This is a genomic window from Billgrantia sulfidoxydans, assembly GCF_017868775.1.
GTDB lineage: Bacteria > Pseudomonadota > Gammaproteobacteria > Pseudomonadales > Halomonadaceae > Halomonas > Halomonas sulfidoxydans.
On the sequence record NZ_CP053381.1, the window covers coordinates 4,384,491 to 4,399,644 of the forward strand.

Here is a 15,154-nt window from a genome sequence, read left to right on the forward strand (position 1 = left end):
AAAGCGTCATGAGCGACGGCCAGGCTAGGCGAAGTTCGGCGAGTCAGCGGAATGGACTGCTTGCTCCATGAGCATGACGAGCCGAACTTCAACAACGCCTGGCCGAGCGCAATAGCTTTCAGAGGTCCTTGCACAGCCGCAGGGCGTCATAGATGGCCGCATGCGTATTGCGCGGCGCCGTGCAGTCGCCCAGGCGGAACAGCAGGTAGCCGTCACCCTCCTCGGCGAGGCAGGGCTGCGCCTTGGCCGCGTAGAGCGCCTCGAGATCCACCTGGCCGCGGTTACGCGAGCGCTCTTTGAGCGCGTAGTAGAGCGCCTCGTCCGGGCGTACGCCGTTCTCCACCACCACCTGGTCGACCACCCGCTCCTCCAGGGCGCCGGTGTACTCGTTCTCGAGCACCGCCACCAGGCTGCCGCCCTCGCGGTAGACCTTGTGCAGCATCAGGTCGGAGGTCATGATCACCTCCTTCTCGTAGAGGCTGCGGTAATAGGTCGGGAAGGTCGTACCGCCCACCGCCGCGCCCGGCTTGATGTCGTCGGTGACGATCTCGACCTTGGCGCCCTTGTCGGCCAGATAGTCCGCCGCCGAGACGCCCGAGAACTCGCAGATGGCGTCGTAGATCAGCACGTTCTTGCCCGGCTCTACCTTGCCCGAGAGCACGTCCCAGGTGCTCACCACCAGGCTCTCCTCGGGGTTCTCCGAGTAGCCCCACTCGGGGAACTGGCTGAGGAAGGGCTGGCCGCCGGTGGCGAGAATCACGACGTCGGGACGCAGGTCCTCGAGGGTCGCCTCGTCGGCGCGGGTGCCGAGGCGCAGGTCGACGTTCAGGCGCGCCAGCTCCAGCTGGTACCAGCGGGTGATGCCGGCGATCTGGTCGCGCTGCGGCGCCTGGGCGGCGATGGTGATCTGGCCGCCGAGCTGCTCCGCGGCCTCGAACAGGGTGACGTCATGGCCACGCTCGGCGGCGACGCGGGCCGCCTCCATGCCGCCGGGGCCGCCACCGACCACCACCACCTTGCGCTTGGGTCCCTCGGACTTCTCGATGATGTGCGGCAGGCCCATGTACTCACGGGAGGTCGCGGCGTTCTGGATGCACAGCACGTCGAGGCCCTGGTACTGGCGGTCGATGCAATAGTTGGCGCCCACGCACTGCTTGATCTGGTCGACCTGGCCCATCTTGATCTTGGCGATCAGGTGCGGGTCGGCGATGTGCGCACGGGTCATGCCCACCAGGTCGACGTAGCCTCCCTCGAGGATACGCTGGGCCTGGTTGGGATCCTTGATGTTCTGGGCGTGGATCACCGGCACGCTGACCACTTCCTTGATGCCCGCCGCCAGGTGCAGGAACGGCTCCGGCGGGTAGGACATGTTGGGAATCACGTTGGCCAGGGTGTTGTGCGTGTCGCAGCCGGAACCGATCACGCCGAAGAAGTCGACCTGGCCGGTGGCATCGTAGTAAGCCGCGATCTGCTTCATGTCCTCGTGGGTCAGGCCGTCGGGATGGAATTCGTCGCCACAGATGCGCATGCCGACGACGAAGTCGTCGCCGACCTCGGCGCGTACTGCCTTGAGTACCTCCATGCCGAAGCGCATGCGGTTCTCGAAGCTGCCGCCCCACTGGTCGGTGCGCTTGTTGACCCGCGGGCTCCAGAACTGGTCGATCAGGTGCTGGTGCACGGCGGAGAGCTCGACTCCGTCGAGGCCCCCCTCCTTGGCCCGCCGCGCCGCCTGGGCGAAATCGCCGACGATGCGCCAGATCTCCTCCTCCTCGATGGTCTTGCAGGTGGAGCGATGCACCGGCTCGCGAATGCCCGAGGGCGACACCAGGGTCGGCCAGTCGAAGCCGTCCCAGCGCGAGCGCCGCCCCATGTGGGTGATCTGGATCATGATCTTGCCGCCGTGCTTGTGCACGGCATCGGCGAGATTCTGGAAGTGAGGAATGATCCGGTCGGTGGAGAGATTGACCGAGCTCCACCAGCCCTGGGGGCTGTCGATGGAAACGACGGAGGAGCCGCCGCAGATGCACAGGCCGCAGCCGCCCTTGGCCTTCTCCTCGTAGTACCTGACGTAACGCTCGGTGGTCATGCCGCCGTCGGTGGCATGCACCTCGGCATGGGCGGTGCTGACCACGCGGTTGCGGATGGTCAGCTTGCCGATCTGGATCGGCTCGAAGATCGCGTCGAATGCCATGGAAACCTCCTCAACCCCGGGCGTCGGGCAACGGCTTGACGATGAAGATACCCACGTCGCAGCCGGGTTCGGCGGCGCTCTGGGTCTGCTCGGCGACGGTGCGCAGGGCACTGCCGCGGGCGGCGAGGATCTGGTCCATGGCGCCGGCGAACCAGCCGGTGAACATGTACTCCTCCTTGTGCCCCGTCTTGCCGAGCTGATAGACGAAGGCGCTGTGCTCCAGGCGTACCCGGGCGGTGCCGGCATCGAGATCGATCTCTTCGGTCACGAACTTGCCCCAGCCGCGCTGGGAGAGGCGCAGCATGTAGTGTTCGAACACCTCGACGCCTGCCAGGCCGTGCAGTTCGGCCTCCTTCTCGCACCAGTGCCAGGCGCTCTTGTAGCCGGCGCGGTAGAGAATCTCGGCATACTTGTCCACACCCAGCGCCTCGGCGACGGCGGTGTGGTTGTTGATAAAGAAGTGCCGCGGCACGTAGAGCATCGGCAGGGCGTCGGTGGTCCACACGCCGGTTTCGCTATCCACTTCGATGGGCAGTTCAGGGGCCATCTTGGTCACGGTCTTAATTCCTCGAAAATCGTTGTTCTTGGCGCTGGTGATCTGGCTCACGAATGAATCCGGGCCGTCATGAACGCAGCGAGAACAAGGCGCGAAGTCGAGAGAAAGCGGAGTGGACTGTTGTCCATGAGCATTTCGAACGACTTCGCAACGCAGTAATCGCAAGCGCAATAGGCCCGAAGGCCGGTTAAGAACCCCAAACGTCTTTCAAGATTCGCACCCAGTTCTCGCCCATGATCTTGCGTGTCTGAGTCTCGCTGAACCCACGGCGCAGCAGCGCCTCGGTCAGGTTGGGGAACTCGCCGATGGTGCGGATGCCCTCGGGATTGATGATCTTGCCGAAGCTGGTCAGGCGACGGGCGTAGCCCTTGTCGTGGGTCAGCCACTCGAAGAAGTCCTTGCCGTGGCCCTGGGTGAAATCGGTGCCGATGCCGATGGCGTCCTCACCGACGATGTTCATCACGTACTCGATGGCCTCGACGTAGTCGTCGACGGTGGCGTCGACGCCGGCACGCAGGAAGGGGGTGAACATGGTCACGCCGACGAAGCCGCCGTGCTCGGCGATGAAGCGCAGCTCCTCGTCGGACTTGTTGCGCGGATGCTCCTTGAGGCCGGACGGCAGGCAGTGGGAGTAGCAGACCGGCTTCTTCGATTCGAGGATCACCTCCTCGGAGGTCTTGGAACCGACATGGGAGAGGTCGCACATGATGCCGACGCGGTTCATTTCGGCGACGATCTCGCGACCGAAGCCGGACAGGCCGCCGTCGCGCTCGTAGCAGCCGGTCCCCACCAGGTTCTGGGTGTTGTAGCACATCTGCACGATGCCGACGCCGAGCTGCTTGAAGACCTCGACGTAGCCGATCTGGTCCTCGAAGGCGTGGGCGTTCTGGAACCCGTAGATGATGCCGGTCTTGCCCTCCTCCTTGGCCCGGGTGATGTCGGCGGTGGTGCGCACCGGACGCACCAGGTCGCTGCACTCGGCCATCAGCTGGTTCGACTTGACGATGTTGTCGACGGTGGCCTGGAAGCCCTCCCACACCGAGACGGTGCAGTTGGCAGCGGTGAGGCCACCGCGGCGCATGTCCTCGAACAGCTCGCGGTTCCACTTGGCGATGATCAGGCCGTCGATGACGATGGCATCGTCGTGCAGGTCTTGGGGCGTCATGGGGCGTGCTCCGGATCGGGGTTGACTGATGGCAGCATAGCGCCGGCCAGGCACGCCTCGACTTCTGGAAGCGACGGCGAGAATTCCAAAAACGTCATCTCTGTCGTGACTGCGACGAGCGGCACAGTCTCGCCGGTGGCGACACGGGAAAGCGCAAGCACGAACATGCTTCTTCCGCTGGTGCGGAATGAGGGCGACATCACGGGAAAGAGGAGCAGCGACTCGCGGCGCATGGCCGCGAGTCGTGGGCATCAATGGTCCAGGCGTACGCTGGCGTAGGTCGGCTCACCGCGAGCGTTGTCGAGCGCCATCAGCGCCGCCGAGATCGGCTGCTCCGCCACGGGCTGGAAGGCGACCGGCTGCAGCAGCAGGCTGCCCGACGGCTGCTCGGCCAGCACCGGCGGCCGCAGCGGGCTCATGCCCAGGCGCTCCTCTCGCGGCGGCAGGCCGAAGAACTCGCGATAGCACTTGGAGAAGTGCGGCGTGGAGACGAAGCCGCAGGCCGAGGCGACCTCGATGATCGACATCGAGGTCTGCTTGAGCAGCTGGCGCGCCCGGGTCAGGCGCAGCTTGAGGTAGTAGCGCGACGGCGAGCAGTTGAGGTACTTCTGGAACAGCCGCTCGAGCTGCCGGCGCGAGACGTCGACGTAGGTAGCCAGTTCCTCGAGCGCGATGGGCTCCTCCAGGTTGGCCTCCATCAGCGCGACGATCTCGAGCAGCTTGGGCTGGGTGGTACCGAGCACGTGCTTGAGCGGTATCCGCTGATGGTCGTGCTCGCCGCGCATACGTTCGCAGATGAACATCTCGGAGATGCCCGCCGAAAGTTCGCGACCGTGCTCGCGACCGATCAGGGTCAGCATCATGTCCAGCGGCGCGGTGCCGCCGGAGGCGGTGGCCCGGTCGCGATCGATGGAGAACAGCCGGGTGGTGAGCACGGCGCGGGGGAACGACTCGCGCATCGCCGCCAGACACTCCCAGTGCACGCTGGTCTCGTAGCCGTCCAGCAGCCCCGCCTTGGCCAGCGCCCAGCTGCCGGTGCAGATGCCGCCCAGCCGCCGCGACAGGCGCGCCTGGGACTGCAGCCAGGAGACGTGCTCGCGCTGCACGGCCCGCGCCGGCCCCACGCCGCCGCAGACGATGACCATGTCCAGCGCCAGCGGCATGCTGATGGCGCCGTCGGGCGTGACCCGCAGCCCGTCGCTGGCCGAGATCGGGCCGCCGTCGATGCTCAGCGTGAACCAGCGATACAGTTCGCGCCCGGCCAGCTGATTGGCCATGCGCAGCGGTTCGATGGCCGAGGCCAGCGAGAACAGGGTGAAATTGTCCAGCAGCAGGAAACCCAGCGTCTGGGGCGCCGGCTCCTTGCTCGGGGCGTGGGAAGCGGATGAAGCCTGGGAAGACATGGCCATAGTCATACTCCGATGCCGCGTGTCGTTATGGTTGTCGGCATGTTTACCCGTCAGGGTGCTGTGTCAGGGTCATGAGTCGGGGATCGGGTCAGCGGATCGGTGCCTCGAGGTGTCGCGATCAGGCAAGCCCGACCTTCAAGATAATCCAAGATGTCGCTCTCGGATACGTTAAAAATCGGTCATACGCAAGAAGGCCGCCAGGCAGGCGGCCTTTCGGTGTCGCATGTGAACGCAGCACACGTCGCTTTTGGGCAAATCGCGATGCCGCCCCCTGCCATTGCGTAGCGCTAGCCTTCCGGGCTCATCGGGTATCATGTCGTCACCATCCCGACCGGAGCCCCCATGCTCAATCAGCGTGCCCTTGCCTATCTCAACGAAGTGATCCGCCAAGGCTCGCTGCGCCGCGCCGCCGCCAGGCTCGACGTGGATGCCTCGGCGATCAGCCGTCAGCTCAGGGCGCTGGAGGAAGACCTCGGCATCAAGCTGTGCGAGCGGCACGGCGGCGGCATGCGCCCCACCGAGGCGGGACGCCTGCTGGTCCGCCACTTCCACTCTCAGCGCGCCGCCGAGGAGGCCGTGCTGTCGCAGCTGATGGCGATCCAGGGACTGGCCCGCGGCGAGGTACGCATCGCCGTGGGCGAGGGCTTCATCGCCGACCTGATCGCTGCGCCGCTGGGCGCGTTCATGTCCGCCTTCGCCGGCATCAACGTAGAGATCCGCATGGCGGGGGTCAACGAGGCGATGTCGCTGCTCAAGGACATGGAGGTCGACCTGGCGCTGCTCTACGTACCGCCGGTCGACCCGTTGATTCGCTGCCACGTGGAGACCCGCCAGCCGCTGGACCTGATCGTGCCACCGAGGCATTGCCTGGCCGAACTGGCACGGCCGGTACGGCTGCGTGACCTGCAGGGCGCGCCCTTGGCACTGATGGACAATCCCTTCGGCATGCGCCAGATGGTCAACATGGTGGCCCACCAGGAGCGAGTGCACCTCGACGCCCGCCTGCATACCAACTCCGTGGCGGTACTGAAAAACTTCGTGCGCTCCGGCATCGGCGTGACCTTCATGCCCGAGCTGACCGTGAGCGACGAGATCCAGCGCGGCGAGATCCTCGCCCTGCCCATGGCCTACCCGGTCATGAACGGCGCCCGTGCACAGATCGTCAGCCTGGAGGGGCGCGAGCTCACCATGGCGGCCAAAGCCTGCGTCGCGCATCTACGCCAAGGCATGCGCTTCTTCCGAGGCGACGCCCCCAGACTGGGCGAGTCGTAGCAAGCGTTGCTGCAAGAGCAACGCTTGCGGTCTTGCATAGTCAACGCATCAATTTCTAGTCTGCTAATGGAATGCCGTGCCAGGCGCACGACATCGGCCCTTTGCCGTCAACAACAACACAAGGAGAACCCTCATGATCCGCGACCTGCCCTCCGTGCTGAAGGGACTCGCCGTTGCCGGCCTGCTGGCCGGCGCCCTGGCGGCCGGCACCGCTCAGGCGGCCACCACCATCAACCTGAGCTACAACGGCGCCCCCGACCCGGACAAGAACGCCGTGCATGTCTTTGCCACCAACCTCAAGGAACTGGTCGAGGAGAAGACGGGCGGCGAACTTCAACTCGAGCTTTATCCCAACAGCATGCTCGGCGAGGAAGAGGATCGCATGGAGCAGACCATGAACACGTCGAGCCTCAACGTGGCCTCGTTCGCCGGCGTGTCACCCCTGGTCGAGGAGATCTTCGTCAGCGCCATTCCGTTCCTGTTCGAGGACTTCGAGGCGGCACGCAGCTTCTTCGACGAAGGCGAGTACTGGAACGAGATCGAGAGCACCCTGCACGAACGTGCCGGCATCGAGATGCTCGCCGTGGTGGAAGAGGGCGGCTTCCTCGCCTTCACCAACAACAAGAAGCCGATCACCCACCCCGACGACTTCGAGGGCCTGCGCTTCCGCGCCATGGACCCGAGCCAGGTGGCGCTCTATGAGTCCTTCGGCGCCTCGGGCACACCGATTCCCTGGACCGAGGTCTACATGGCCCTGCGTACCGGGGTCGCCGATGGGCAGATGAACCCCCCGATGTACATCATCCTCGGCAGCCTCTACGAGGTGCAGGATTATCTCACCCTGGCCAACATCCAGTACTCCAACCAGTTCCTGGTCGGCAACGCCGAGATGATCGAGGGCTGGGACGAGGCCACCCGCGAGGCCTTCCTCGACGCCGTGGCCGAGGCCAACCGCAACGCCCGTGAGCACAACGAGGCGAAGGTGGAAGAGCGCATCGCCTTCCTCGAGGAGCAGGGCATGGAAGTGATCCGCCCTTCCGAGGATGACATCGCCGCCTTCCGCGAGGTGGGCCAGCCGGCCTATCTGGAATGGCTGCGCGAGCGCGGCATCGACCAGCGCTGGATCGATCTGGCGCTGGAGGATGCCGGCATGACCGAGCTGCTCGACTGAACCCACCCCGCAATGTCGCGAGGGCCACCCGGCCCTCGCCCGTGACGGCCGGAGTTTTCCATGCCTTCGCTTCGCCAACGGGTGCTGGCCGTGAGCCGGACACTCATCCTGACGCTTGCGGCCACGCTGCTGCTGATCAACCTGGCGGCCATCCTCTACGGCGTCTTCATGCGCTACCTGGCCGGCGGGGCCCCGATCTGGACCGATGAACTGGCACGCTTCCTGATCATCGCCACCGTGATGCTCGCCGCCGGTGCCGTGTGGATCGAGGGAGGCCATATGCGCGTGGCGCTGATCGAGCGGCTGCTGCCGCGCGGCCTGGCGCGGGTGCTCAACCTCTACCAGTGGTTGCTCACTCTGGTTCTGGCCCTGGGCGGCGCCTGGTTCAGCTACCGCTACGCCCTGTCGGTGGGCATGTTCACCACCTCCGGGCTCGGCATCAGTCGCACGATACCGCTGATGTCGCTGCCGCTGGGCTTCGCCCTGCTCGCCTGGCACGCGCTGTGGTACGGCCCGGCACCGCTGCCGACGATCACCGAGGAGGTCGCATGATCCTCACCATGCTGGCGGTGTTCCTCGCCCATGTGCTGCTCGGCCTGCCGCTGTTCCTTGCCCTGCTCGTTACCGCCGTGGTCGGCTTCCTGTTCGTCGACCCTGCGATGATTGCGCGCATGCTGCCGCAGCAGTTCTTCGGCGGTATCAATGTCTTTTCGCTGATGGCCATTCCGCTGTTCATCCTGGCCGGCAACCTGATGAACGCCAGCGGGCTGACCGAGCGCCTGATGGGCCTGGCGCGCCTGCTGGTCGGCCACCTGCGCGGCGGCCTGGGCCATGTCAACGTGGTCTCCAGCGTGTTCTTCGCCGGGGTCAACGGCTCCGCCGTGGCCGACACCTCGGCGCTGGGTTCGCTGCTGGTACCGGCCATGCAGAAGGAGGGCTACTCGCGCGCCTTCGCCGCCGGCCTCACCGCCGGCAGCTCGCTGATCGGGCCGATCATCCCGCCCAGCATCTTCATGATCCTCTACGCCTCGCTGACCAACACCTCGGTGGGCGACCTGTTCCTCGCCGGCGTGATCCCGGGGCTGCTGCTGGGGGTCGCCTTCATGGGCATGAACGCCTGGCATGCCTGGCGCCACGGGCTGCCCAAGCGCGGCGGCTTGCCGCGCCTCGGCGAACTCGGGCTCGCCGCGCTGGCCGCACTGCCGGCACTGATCGCTCCGTTCATCATCGTGGCGGGGATCGTGCTCGGCTTCGTCACGCCGACCGAATCCGGCGCGCTGACGGCACTCTACGTGGCGCTCTGCGGCATCCTGCTCGGCGGCCTGCGTCTCGGCGACTTCTGGCGCGCCCTGCTGGACACGGCCCGCCTCACCTCGGCGATCTTCCTGATCATGGCGGCCTCGGCCACCATCAGTTGGCTGCTCTCCTACGCCCAGGTGCCGGCCCAGTTCGTCTCGCTGCTCGCTCCGTACATCGACAATGCCGTGCTGATCCTGCTGCTGCTCAGTGCCATCACCTTCGTCACCGGCATGTTCATGGAGGAGGTGTCGGCGCTGATGCTGCTCACGCCGATCTTCGCCCCGGTGGCGATGATGGCGGGCATCGACCCGGTGCACCTGGGCATCGTCATCACGCTCAACATCACCATCGCCCTGATCACGCCGCCCATGGGCGCCTGCGTGTTCGTCGCCGCCGCCGTCAGCCGCATCGAGATCGTCGCGCTGTTCCGCACCATCTGGCCCTTCGTGCTGACGGCCATCGGCGTGCTGCTCCTGCTGATTCTCTTTCCGCAGCTGACACTCTGGCTGCCCGCTGCCATTGGATAGACCCATGCCCCGTCATACCCTGCCTGATTCCGAGGCCGTACCCAGCCAGCCGTTTCCCGGCTGGGAGTCGGTCAGCCGCCTGCCGATTCGCGACAACGGCGAACGCCTGGTGCCGATGAGCCTGGCGCCGCCGCCGATCAAGGTGTTTCCCGCCTATGCCCGGCTGGGCATTCCCGGGGCCGTGCCGGAGTGCTTCGTACGCGAGGGAGTCTACCGGGCGCTGCTGGCGGCAGCTCGGGCGCTGCCCGAGGGCTTCGGCCTGGCGGTACTGGACGGCTGGCGCCCTTGGCGGGTCCAGCAGTACCTGTTCGATACGCTGCACGAGGCGATCCACCTGCGCCATCCCGAACTCGGCGAGGAGGAGCTGCTGGAGCGCACCCGCGAATTCGTCTCGCTGCCGAGCCGCGACCCGGCAGCGCCGAGCCCGCATCTGACCGGCGGCGCCGTGGACGTCACCCTGTGCGATGCCGACGGCCTGCCGCTGGACATGGGCACGCTGTTCGACGAGGCGCTGCCCGCCTCGCACAGCGACCATTTCGAGCGCCTGGAGACGCTGAGCCCGGCGCAGCGCGGCGCCCGCGACAACCGCCGCCTGCTGTACCGGGTAATGACCGGGCAGGGCTTCACCAACCTGCCGAGCGAATGGTGGCACTACGACCTCGGCGACCAGCTGTGGGCGCACTACGGCGGCCACGCCGAAGCCCGCTACGGTCCCGCCGAGCTCGACACCATCGAGAACCGCTGGCGCCGGCAGCTGAGCTGAGCGCCAACGAAAGAAGCCCCACGGCAGAACCGTGGGGCTTCGAATTCGTGGCGCGCCCGGCAGGATTTGAACCTGCGACCTTTGGCTTCGGAGGCCAACACTCTATCCAACTGAGCTACGGGCGCTTATGCAAGGTGGCGCTGGAAGCCTTGTCGACTCCGCACGCCGGCAGCGCGTTGCGCTGCACAACACTCCCCTCCGGCTTCGCCTTCGGGTCCGGCCCGGTGCGCTGCATCGCACCGGTCGCTTCGCCGGGCAGAAGCTGCGCTTCTACAGATCCGGCTACGCCCAACTGAGCTACGGGCGCTTATGCAAGGTGGCGCTGGAAGCCTTGTCGACTCCGCACGCCGGCAGCGCGTTGCGCTGCGAGAAGCGGCCAACATCGTAACCGCCGGGGCCAAAACTGTCCAGCCTGGTGGTTTCCATCGAGTCAGCGACCGGGAACGAGGATACGGTACTCCTGCGGCACCCCCGCGCCCGCCTCGACATCGTGGGCCGCCTGCGTCAGGTAGCGTTCGAGCGCCTCGGCGCGGCGGGCGGCATCGGCTTCGAGCGCACGGCGCACTTCGACCCGGGTACGCGCCACCTCGCCGGCCAGCTCGGCTTCCATGGCGTCGCGAAAGCGAAGCTCTTCGGCCTTGAGCAGGGTGTACTCGGTGCCGACGAAGCCGGCCAGGGCCACCGCCGTGGCGGTGGCGCCGGCCAGCAGCGCCGCGGGGCCGGTCGGGGAGGCGGCCGCCGCGGCCGTCGCTCCGCTGCCGAGCGAACGCGTTGCATGGCCGCCAAGGCGCGCCACGACCCGAGCGGCCATGGCTCGCGAGCCCTGCATGGCGGTGCCCGCCACCAGTCGCTGGGCCAGCGTCCGACCGACAGCGACGCCAAAGGCGCCACCGGCGGCCGCCGTCCCCCAGCGCATCTCGTCCAAGCGGTGCCGGAAGGCTTGTCGCAGCGCCAGGTCGAGATCGACCTCGCGTATCTCCCGCGACGAGGTGGCGACCGCCTGGCGCTCTCCGTAGCGTGCATGAAGGGTCAGGGCGACTTCGCGCTCCAGCCGCCGCTGGGCCAGTTCGAGACGCGTGGCGTAATCGGTCTCGAGCTCTACCAGCGCGGCCTCGAACCCGCTGCGCTCGATCAGTCTCTCGGCCAGCTGTGCCTCCAGCCAGGCATCGAGTTCACCCGTCAGCGCCATGGCCAGGCGCAGATAGCTGCCCTGCAGCGAGAAGTGCCAGTCGAGGTATTCCGGCACCGCGGCCTCGAGCGGCACGAAGGCGGCGTTCATGTGCACCTCGAGCCAGGGGCGCATCTCGTCGCGCAGCCGCAGGTCGAGGCCGGAAGCGAGTTGATCCAGTTCCCGCCCCAGGTCGGCATGGGTCTCGGCATCGAGGAGCAGGGTCTCGCCATCGACCACGACGCGGAACAGCGGTGCCTCGCTGCGCGCCTGCATCAGGTGGTAGGCCGGGACGAGGCCCAGCATCAGCAGCGCGGCCAGCAGCAGGCCCAGGACCCAGGCCGCTGCCGGCAGGCGCCGAACGGTCTCGAGGCGTGTCGTCATGCGGATTCCTCCCGTCCGCTCTCGGGTCGCCGCGACAGCCGGCTGCGCAGGGCGTCGGCACCCACCAGCAGCCTGACGAATGCCCAGGCGAACGCGCTCTGCGTCAGCAACAGCAGCAGCCAGCCGACCAGCGCTAGGCCTTCGCCGATCCCGCTGCGGGTCACGGCATTCTGCATGGCCCAGTACTGGGTCAACTCCAGGGCTTGGGCGAGACGCTCGAAGAAGCCGAGCAGCGTGCCGCCCGCCGCGGTGGAGACGTGCCGCACCAGGGCCTCTTCCCAGGCTAGCCCGATCAGGTAGGGTTGTGGCAGCCAGAGCGCCAGCAACGTCAGCAGCAGCGCCAGCAGGACAGCGACGGGCCAGACCAGCAGGCGACGGACCAACGCGGGCGCATAGGCGGCGACCACGTGGCGTGCCGCACGCCGATGCAGGAAGGTCTGCAACGCGCCCTGCATCAGCGCCGCCATCACCAGTACCGCCCAGGTGGCCGACGGCAGCAGGCGGAGCTGCACCAGCAGCAGCAGCGCCAGCAGCAGGCCGAGCAGCTGATGGCGCAGTACCATGAGCGGCCCGCCCCGCAGCCGGCGGTGCCAGGGCGACGACGCCAGCAGGTACTGGCCCAGCCAGGCACGCCGGCGCAGGCGCGCGGCCTCGAAGCTGCCGGCGAAGATCAGCTGGCCGGCAACCGCCCAGGCAGGCAGCAGCAGCACGTTGGCCGTTCCCGGCTGCAGCCGGGCCCATGTCAGCAGCCCGGCCACCGTCAGCACGAGATACCCTTGCCGATACAGGGTGTGACGCCAGGCAGCGAGATGCCGCTCGCTCATGGTTCCCTCGTGCGCTTGAGGTGGAGCAAGTGCCAGGGGCCGCGGTTCACGACGCCTGGATCATCTCGCCGACCTTCTCCAGGATGTGGCGTCCGATGGGCAGCGCCGAGGTGGCCGCCGGCGACGGGGCGTTGCAGACGTTGACCGTACGCCGGGTGTTGACGAACAGGAAGTCGTCGATCAACCGGCCGTCGCGGGAGACGGCCTGGGCGCGCACGCCGGCGGGCCACGGCTCGAGGTCGTCCAGCGTCAGGCTGGGGCAGTACTTGCGCACCTCCTCCAGGTAGCCGCGCCGCCACAGCGAGTTCTTCATCTCGTGCAGGCCCGGCTGCAGGTTGCGCCCCAGCACCTTGAGGATACCCGGGTTGCTGAACATGCGCGCCATGTCGAGCAGCGAGACGTCGCCCTTGCGATACCCCTCTCGCTTGAACGCCAGCACCGCATTGGGTCCCACGGTCACCGAGCCATCGATCATGCGCGTGAGGTGTACCCCGAGGAAGGGCATGGAGGGATCGGGAATGGGATAGATGAGGTGGCTGACGATGTCGCTGAGGCGGTCGGGCAGGCGATAGTACTCACCGCGGAACGGGCAGATGGTGAAGCCGGGGTTGCGCCCCAGCAGGCGCACGATGCGATCGGCCATCAGCCCGGCGCAGGTCACCAGGTAGCGACTGGTGAACTCCCCTCGCGAGGTGCCGACGATCACCTCCCCGGTACGCTCGGCGATCGCGGTGACCTCGTGGTCGTAGCGGATCTGCCCGCCACGGCGCTGGAATTCGTCGGCCATGGCCTCGGCCACCCGGGCATAGCTGACGATACCGCTGGAAGGCACGAAGATGGCGCCGAGCCCGGTGATGTGGGGTTCGCGCTCCTTCAGCGCCTCGCCCGAGAGCCACTCCCGCTCCAGCCCGTTGGCGGCGGTGCGCTCCCACAGCGCCCCCATGCGCTGCATCTCCTGCTCGTTGGTGGCCACCAGCAGCTTGCCGCAGATCTCGAAGGGAATCGCATGGCGTTCGCAGAACTCCCGGGTGGCGCGGTTGCCCTCGAGGCAGAAGCGCGCCTTGAGGCTGCCCGGCGTGTAGTAGACGCCGGCATGGATCACGCCGCTGTTGTGGCCGCTCTGGTGCCGTGCGGGGCCGCTCTCCTTCTCCAGCAGCAGCATTTTCTTGTCGGGATAGCGCTCGCTGAGCTGCATCGCCGTGGAGAGGCCGAGAATGCCGCCACCGAGAATGATGAAATCGTACACGCAGGCCTCGCGTCGCCAGTGGAACACACCGAAGGGTCGCTATCACGATACTCGCCGGCCGCGGCGCTGACCAGCCATCCCGGAGCGCGCCGAGGGCTCATGCCAAAGGCGTGGGCAACGGCGTTTTCCAGCGGTTTGCGATATCGGTATACTATCGCCCATTGTGTGCATCACGGCGCTCCGGCTGTCGCGTGCCGTCGTCGCCATTAGATTACGATTACAGGACCGTCGAGAGGTGGTGAGAGTGAAATCCAGCAAGCTGATCATGGGGTGTCTGGCCACCCTGGGCCTGGCCGCGGGCGCCGCGTCCGTTCAGGCCGAAGTGGACCGCGATGCCATTGCCGAACGCCTGAAGCCGGTGGGTGAGCTCTGCCTGCAGGGCGAGGAGTGCGGCACGGCCACTGCCGCCGCGAGCGATTCGGGTGGCGACGGTGCCGTGGATGGCGAAGCCATCTACGGCCAGGTCTGCATGGCGTGTCACGACAGCGGTGCCGCCGGGGCGCCGGTGCGCGGCGAAGAGGATGCCTGGGCCGAGCGCGTCGACAAAGGCTGGGACACGCTGCTGGATCACGCCATCAACGGCTTCAATGCCATGCCGGCGCGTGGCGGCAATCCCAACCTCTCCGACGAGGAAGTCGCCGCCGCGACCGCCCACCTGGTCGACCCGGTGATGGATGTGCCGGAACTGGGTGGCAGTGAAGACGAAGGCGCTGCCGATGAAGAAGCTGCTTCCGACGACGCAGCGGCAGCAGCCGAAGGGGAAGCCGTGACCGAAGAAGGTCCCGTCGAGGAGGACGCCGAAGCCGCCGCCGTGGCGACCGAAGACGCCCCCGCGGACGAAGAGGCCGTCGAGGAAGCGTCTACCGACGAAGAGGCCGCGGGCGACGAGCCCGCCCACGCCGGCATCGACGGCGAGGCGATCTACAACCAGGCCTGCATGGCCTGCCATATGACCGGTGCCGCCGGTGCGCCGCGCCGTGGCGAAGCCGGCGAATGGGAAGGGCGTATCGACCAGGACATCGAGACGCTGTACGACCACGCCATCAACGGCGTCGGCGCCATGCCGCCCAAGGGTGGCAACATGGGACTTTCCGACGACGAGGTGCGTGCCGCCGTGGACTTCCTGGTCGAGCCCGTTAAGTAAGCCGCACTTGCAGGCAAATGAAGTGACGACGGGGC

At 67.1% G+C, this 15,154-nt stretch carries 14 protein-coding genes and 1 tRNA gene; 6 read left to right on the forward strand and 9 right to left on the reverse strand.

Translation table 11 applies throughout. The features are described from left to right. Nucleotides 1-118 precede the first annotated feature (118 nt). The 5 genes from dgcA to gbdR form a co-directional block, all read right to left on the reverse strand. A complete protein-coding gene (gene dgcA, locus HNO51_RS20405) occupies nucleotides 119-2,191 on the reverse strand; it encodes a dimethylglycine demethylation protein DgcA (protein ID WP_197448953.1) in 2,073 nt (690 codons plus the stop codon). Between the two features lie 10 nt (nucleotides 2,192-2,201). Beyond that, nucleotides 2,202-2,747, reverse strand: coding sequence for a 4-vinyl reductase (locus HNO51_RS20410; RefSeq protein WP_197448954.1), 546 nt, complete (start codon nucleotides 2,745-2,747; stop codon nucleotides 2,202-2,204). 187 nt (nucleotides 2,748-2,934) lie between these two features. Next, nucleotides 2,935-3,912 carry a dipeptidase gene (locus HNO51_RS20415; RefSeq protein ID WP_197448955.1) on the reverse strand — a complete coding sequence of 326 codons (978 nt, stop codon included), beginning with the start codon at nucleotides 3,910-3,912 and terminating at the stop codon, nucleotides 2,935-2,937. Further along, a complete protein-coding gene (locus tag HNO51_RS20420; protein ID WP_209538179.1) occupies nucleotides 3,909-4,145 on the reverse strand; it encodes a hypothetical protein in 237 nt (78 codons plus the stop codon). The genes HNO51_RS20415 and HNO51_RS20420 overlap by 4 nt, the downstream gene beginning before the upstream one ends. A gap of 18 nt (nucleotides 4,146-4,163) precedes the next feature. Next, complete coding sequence (gbdR, locus tag HNO51_RS20425; protein ID WP_209539275.1) at nucleotides 4,164-5,315, reverse strand: choline metabolism transcriptional regulator GbdR; 1,152 nt, start codon at nucleotides 5,313-5,315, stop codon at nucleotides 4,164-4,166. Nucleotides 5,316-5,663: 348 nt separating this feature from the next. On the opposite strand from gbdR, the gene HNO51_RS20430 reads away from it, so the two are divergent. The 5 genes from HNO51_RS20430 to HNO51_RS20450 all read left to right on the forward strand — a co-directional run bounded on the left by HNO51_RS20430 (nucleotide 5,664) and on the right by HNO51_RS20450 (nucleotide 10,353). After that, nucleotides 5,664-6,593: a LysR family transcriptional regulator gene (locus HNO51_RS20430; protein WP_209538180.1), complete on the forward strand. Its 930-nt coding sequence runs from the start codon at nucleotides 5,664-5,666 to the stop codon at nucleotides 6,591-6,593. A 133-nt stretch (nucleotides 6,594-6,726) separates the two neighbouring features. After that, nucleotides 6,727-7,764, forward strand: coding sequence for a TRAP transporter substrate-binding protein DctP (gene dctP / locus HNO51_RS20435; RefSeq protein WP_209538181.1), 1,038 nt, complete (start codon nucleotides 6,727-6,729; stop codon nucleotides 7,762-7,764). A gap of 60 nt (nucleotides 7,765-7,824) precedes the next feature. Next, entirely contained in the window at nucleotides 7,825-8,316 is a 492-nt protein-coding gene (locus tag HNO51_RS20440) for a TRAP transporter small permease (protein WP_197448959.1), read from the forward strand. Beyond that, nucleotides 8,313-9,590 carry a TRAP transporter large permease gene (locus HNO51_RS20445; RefSeq protein WP_197448960.1) on the forward strand — a complete coding sequence of 426 codons (1,278 nt, stop codon included), beginning with the start codon at nucleotides 8,313-8,315 and terminating at the stop codon, nucleotides 9,588-9,590. Before HNO51_RS20440 ends, HNO51_RS20445 begins: the two co-directional genes overlap by 4 nt. Before the next feature lie 4 nt (nucleotides 9,591-9,594). Further along, a complete protein-coding gene (locus HNO51_RS20450) occupies nucleotides 9,595-10,353 on the forward strand; it encodes a M15 family metallopeptidase (RefSeq protein ID WP_209538182.1) in 759 nt (252 codons plus the stop codon). Nucleotides 10,354-10,401: 48 nt separating this feature from the next. Here HNO51_RS20450 and HNO51_RS20455 read toward each other — a convergent pair. The 4 genes from HNO51_RS20455 to lhgO all read right to left on the reverse strand — a co-directional run bounded on the left by HNO51_RS20455 (nucleotide 10,402) and on the right by lhgO (nucleotide 13,975). Next, nucleotides 10,402-10,478, reverse strand: a tRNA-Arg gene (locus HNO51_RS20455). 305 nt (nucleotides 10,479-10,783) lie between these two features. Further along, nucleotides 10,784-11,905 (reverse strand): hypothetical protein, encoded by a 1,122-nt coding sequence (locus tag HNO51_RS20460; protein WP_197448962.1) that lies wholly within the window; start codon nucleotides 11,903-11,905, stop codon nucleotides 10,784-10,786. Next, nucleotides 11,902-12,729 (reverse strand): hypothetical protein, encoded by an 828-nt coding sequence (locus HNO51_RS20465; protein ID WP_209538183.1) that lies wholly within the window; start codon nucleotides 12,727-12,729, stop codon nucleotides 11,902-11,904. Before HNO51_RS20465 ends, HNO51_RS20460 begins: the two co-directional genes overlap by 4 nt. A 46-nt stretch (nucleotides 12,730-12,775) precedes the next feature. After that, on the reverse strand, nucleotides 12,776-13,975 hold the full coding sequence (lhgO, locus tag HNO51_RS20470) for an L-2-hydroxyglutarate oxidase (RefSeq protein ID WP_197448964.1): 1,200 nt from the start codon (nucleotides 13,973-13,975) through the stop codon (nucleotides 12,776-12,778). Between the two features lie 244 nt (nucleotides 13,976-14,219). Between lhgO and HNO51_RS20475 the strand changes: the two genes are divergently transcribed. Continuing rightward, a complete protein-coding gene (locus HNO51_RS20475; RefSeq protein ID WP_242597164.1) occupies nucleotides 14,220-15,119 on the forward strand; it encodes a c-type cytochrome in 900 nt (299 codons plus the stop codon). Nucleotides 15,120-15,154 lie beyond the last annotated feature (35 nt).